The organism is Desulfuribacillus alkaliarsenatis (assembly GCF_001730225.1).
GTDB lineage: Bacteria > Bacillota > Bacilli > Desulfuribacillales > Desulfuribacillaceae > Desulfuribacillus > Desulfuribacillus alkaliarsenatis.
Genome location: NZ_MIJE01000014.1, coordinates 1 through 4,088 on the forward strand (window position 1 = coordinate 1; position 4,088 = coordinate 4,088).

Genomic DNA, 4,088 nt, shown 5'->3' on the forward strand with positions numbered 1-4,088 from the left:
CCCTGAGCCTAACCGAGACCAGCTAAAGAAAGTCAAATGTTTTTTAATATTATTAAATAACAAATATCTAGTAAAAAAGGGAATAAGAAATAAGACTATGATATTTACCATAAATCTAAAAAGTATCAGACTTATAATTAGATATTAGCTTGCTTTTAAAAGTATTGAATTTTTATAATTTATAATGTGTTGCTCACTTGAATATTCTACAAAAGGTTTACAATCGCGCAATACAGCAAAAATATACTTCAGCAATTTATGCATTACAGCAATTAAAGCAGATTTTTTCGGTTTGGTCATAATTTTCTCATGATAATACTGAGCTAAAGTAGCGTTAGGATATTGACCATTAGGTTTCTTTTTAATACATGCTAATGCTGCCATATACAAGGTTCTTCTAAGAAATCTTGAGCCTCTCTTTGAAATCTTCATTTTAGTGCCTTTAAATTTGCCAGATTCATTTACAGAAGGATCAATACCACAGAAGGCAATAAGTTTCCGCGGATTAGAGAATGCCTTTGGATCTCTTATTTCAGACAATATTACAGCAGCGGAAAAAGGACCTAGGGCGGGAATAGAGCATAGTAAAGAAATATCTTCCTTTTGTTCTGACAAAAGAGTAATCTCAGTACGTATAATAGATTGCTGTTTAAGAAGCTCCCTTATAATAGCTATATTAGTTTTCAATACTATTTCAGCAGTTATTGGAGTACAACTAAGCTTTTGAGATGCTATAGCTACATTTATCAATTGGGCATATTTGTCTTTGGCCCAAGACTGACCACGTCGTGAAATTTTAGCAAGATTATATATTAACTCATCTTTATCAGCCTTAAGAATTTTATCTGCCGTTTGAAAATGCTCAATGATATACATAGAAGACAAGGAAGTGATATCAGAGAAAATACCTTCATATCCTGGTAGCATTTGTTCTAAGATGCTTAACATATTATTTTTGAACTTAGTAATTTCATCTGACAGGTTATAATATTGCCTACATAAGAACTTTAAGTCTTCGTGGTCATTGAAAGTGTTGGAAGGTTTTATTTCACCCAAGCGATAAAGAATGGCAATACGTTCGGCATCCAGCTTATCATTTTTCACTTTTCGCACAGAGAGATTTTTGATAGAATGGGTTTGTATGGGATTGACCATATGAACAATAAAATTTTCCTGTGAAAAGAAGTGGAAAGGAATTTTGGAGTAATGCCCAGTAGATTCCATTATCAATACAACCCGGCAGTCGTATTGGTGTTCCACTTCTTTTAATTTTTTAGCAGCATTGATTAAGCTGTCTAGTTGGTGAAGCACTTTAAAAGCCTTTCCTAATTTCTTACCTGAAGGATCAACCATAACGAAATAACTGAAATTTTTAGCAACATCAATGCCTACTACTATTTCTTTATTCAAAGTGTAACAGCTCCCTTATAAAGATATATTGATGTGGAACCCAAAAAGGCTCTAAGGATACAGCCTTGCATGTGAAATGAGAATCCTAAAAAGTCTCAACCAGCCTAAACATATACACTTAAAGCAATGGGTTACTGTCTCGGTTATGGGAATCTAGTCAAAATGACTTCCCTGTCGGCGCGCACATTTATGCCCACATACAATAGCAGTATATATTCAAGATTGGCCGAGACTCAATAGAAAATAACGACTACAACTACATCTTACAAGTCGTACAAATAAAAGAATTGAAAGATTCAATTGATTAGAAGTGCTATTTAACTACACATTATCAGGGATAATTGCATTAAGTTGTAGAGTATACAGATTATAATTACGGCGTAGATGCAATCAGGTAGGCAAGGATAAAAGATGATATTTCAATGATGCTTGCAGGCGCAGATTAAAACCAGATTACGATGCGGTTTCAACGATGCTTGCAGGCGCGATGAAAAGCTACTAAATTTAAGGATATTCATTTGCTAGAGTAAATCAGCTGATATAATTACGCTTTGAAAGTTAATCAAAGAGGGCATTACCAGCAGATAACACAATATCATCGCAAGGGTGCGGTGGTAATTTGATACAAGAAGCAAAGCGTCGATGAATAGCATGAAGCAACTGCCGCACCACATTTCTTCGCTGGGTGCGGAGCACCGCAAAAGAAGTATAAACTGTGGGTACAGCTCAGAAACGTCGATGATACCCGTCCGTTATACGAAACTGCGATTTCGAGGATGGACTTTAATGATTATAGTTTCATAGGAGTTTAGCAGCTAGATATCTTTATTGAAGAAACGATATTAACTTAAAAGAAGGGTGGAAGAATATGAAAAGAACCTTATATCTTTTGAGTATTGTGACCACAATTTTAATTCTCGTAGCCTGTGGCAATCAAAAAGGGAGTGAGTACCCTAAGGAAATTGAACAACTTAGTTTTACTGAATTTGCTCAACTCTTATCTGAGAGGGAAAATATAAATTTACAAGATGCCAGGGTAAATAAATTTAGACTCGTTTACTCTAAAGAAGGTAAAATTAAAGAAATTCGGTTTGATACATTTTCAGATGATGATAACTATATTCAAATTTTATATGGTCCAGAATATAAGGAAGCCTTAGTTATTAACAAGACAAAATGGGATTTAGAAATGAAAAAAGAACTTCCGTTACTTGATAGGCTATTTAAAACTTTTGATTCAGTGGGTTGGAGTGAGTTTGAAAAAAGAATCCCTGAGTATCAAGCAGACTTTGAATACTATCTATTTCCTTATAGAGTTGCTTTCGGAAAGTTAGATATCGATGGAACAGTGTATAGAGTTAATGAGAATGGGATTAGAGAGTTAGAATCTGAAGACGAAATGACTATAAACGATGGTGAAAATCTACTCTTAGGTAAGCATTTAAATTACTCAAAAAGTACCGTGCTATATATTATAGAGTAAGATTATTTATAAAAATTAATCCCTTTAGTAAGTGTTATTATCACTGCTCAGGTTACAGCTTCGTATAACAACGCATCACCACAAGGGTGCGGAAGCATTAGATACACGAAGAAATACAAAGATGTACAAGCACGAAGCAACTGCCGCACCACACCCCTGAGCCTAACCGAGGCGGCTTGTCCAAGACTAAGATAAGAGCTATCTAACCCTCGTTCTGCGCCTGTAAGGCTCAGTGGCGTCGGTGATGCAAACCGTTATCCATAATATTGATGCTTACACTATTACCAAAAATTGCGTTTTCGGGTATAATAAGAGTATAAGTTTTAAAATGGAGGTGACGTGGGATGAGTGCAAAAGAAGAGATTTTAAAAATCATAAAAGAAATGCCTGAAAATTCAACTGTAGAGGATATTATGTATAGAATATATGCCCGTGCCCAAATTGAAGCTGGATTAAAAGAGCTAGATGAGGGAAAGGGAATTCCTCATAAAGAAGCAATGGAGAGAGTATCAAAGTGGTTAAATTAATATGGTCGCCAAAATCATTAAATGATTTAGAGGATATTTATAAATATATATCGGCTAATTCTGAATCAAATGCTAAACAGTATATCGAAAGAATAATTAAAAAAACAGAAAATATTTCAGACTTCCCATTTATCGGTAGGGTTGTACCTGAGACTAGCGACAACAAAATCAGGGAAATCATATCTAACAATCATAGAATTATATATAGGATAAAATCTGATTCAGTAGAAGTTGCTACAATATTTCATGTTGCCAGACAATTAGAAGAAGACAACATTTAGACATCATGTTATGAGGGAAATAGCATGATGTTTTTGTTTTTATTAGCGATTCAGCATACTACGGATAACAACGCATCACCACAAGAGTGCGGAAGCATTAGGTACATGAAGAAATACAAAGATGTCGATCACGAAGCAACTGCCGCACCACACCCCTGAGCCTAACCGAGACCAGCTAAAGAAAGTCAAATGTTTTTTAATATTATTAAATAACAAATATCTAGTAAAAAAGGGAATAAGAAATAAGACTATGATATTTACCATAAATCTAAAAAGTATCAGACTTATAATTAGATATTAGCTTGCTTTTAAAAGTATTGAATTTTTATAATTTATAATGTGTTGCTCACTTGAATATTCTACAAAAGGTTTACAATCGCGCAATAC

4 protein-coding genes are annotated in these 4,088 nt (G+C 34.3%); 3 read left to right on the forward strand and 1 reads right to left on the reverse strand.

Going from position 1 to position 4,088, the window contains the following annotated elements:
* Positions 1–144: 144 nt before the first annotated feature.
* Positions 145–1,410 carry an IS110 family RNA-guided transposase gene (locus tag BHF68_RS07215; protein WP_069642988.1) on the reverse strand — a complete coding sequence of 422 codons (1,266 nt, stop codon included), beginning with the start codon at positions 1,408–1,410 and terminating at the stop codon, positions 145–147.
* An 868-nt stretch (positions 1,411–2,278) separates the two neighbouring features.
* On the opposite strand from BHF68_RS07215, the gene BHF68_RS07220 reads away from it, so the two are divergent.
* From BHF68_RS07220 to BHF68_RS07230, 3 genes are all read left to right on the forward strand, one after another.
* A complete protein-coding gene (locus tag BHF68_RS07220; RefSeq protein ID WP_069642989.1) occupies positions 2,279–2,893 on the forward strand; it encodes an LptM family lipoprotein in 615 nt (204 codons plus the stop codon).
* A gap of 344 nt (positions 2,894–3,237) precedes the next feature.
* On the forward strand, positions 3,238–3,420 hold the full coding sequence (locus BHF68_RS07225) for a hypothetical protein (protein ID WP_069642990.1): 183 nt from the start codon (positions 3,238–3,240) through the stop codon (positions 3,418–3,420).
* Complete coding sequence (locus tag BHF68_RS07230; protein ID WP_069642991.1) at positions 3,408–3,701, forward strand: type II toxin-antitoxin system RelE/ParE family toxin; 294 nt, start codon at positions 3,408–3,410, stop codon at positions 3,699–3,701. Before BHF68_RS07225 ends, BHF68_RS07230 begins: the two co-directional genes overlap by 13 nt.
* Positions 3,702–4,088 lie beyond the last annotated feature (387 nt).

What these genes read in the sequence shown, in the direction of transcription:
- BHF68_RS07220 (WP_069642989.1), top strand. Translation starts at nt 2,279, where the DNA reads ATGAAAAGAACCTTATATCTTTTGAGTATTGTGACCACAATTTTAATT.
- BHF68_RS07225 (WP_069642990.1), top strand. Translation starts at nt 3,238, where the DNA reads ATGAGTGCAAAAGAAGAGATTTTAAAAATCATAAAAGAAATGCCTGAA.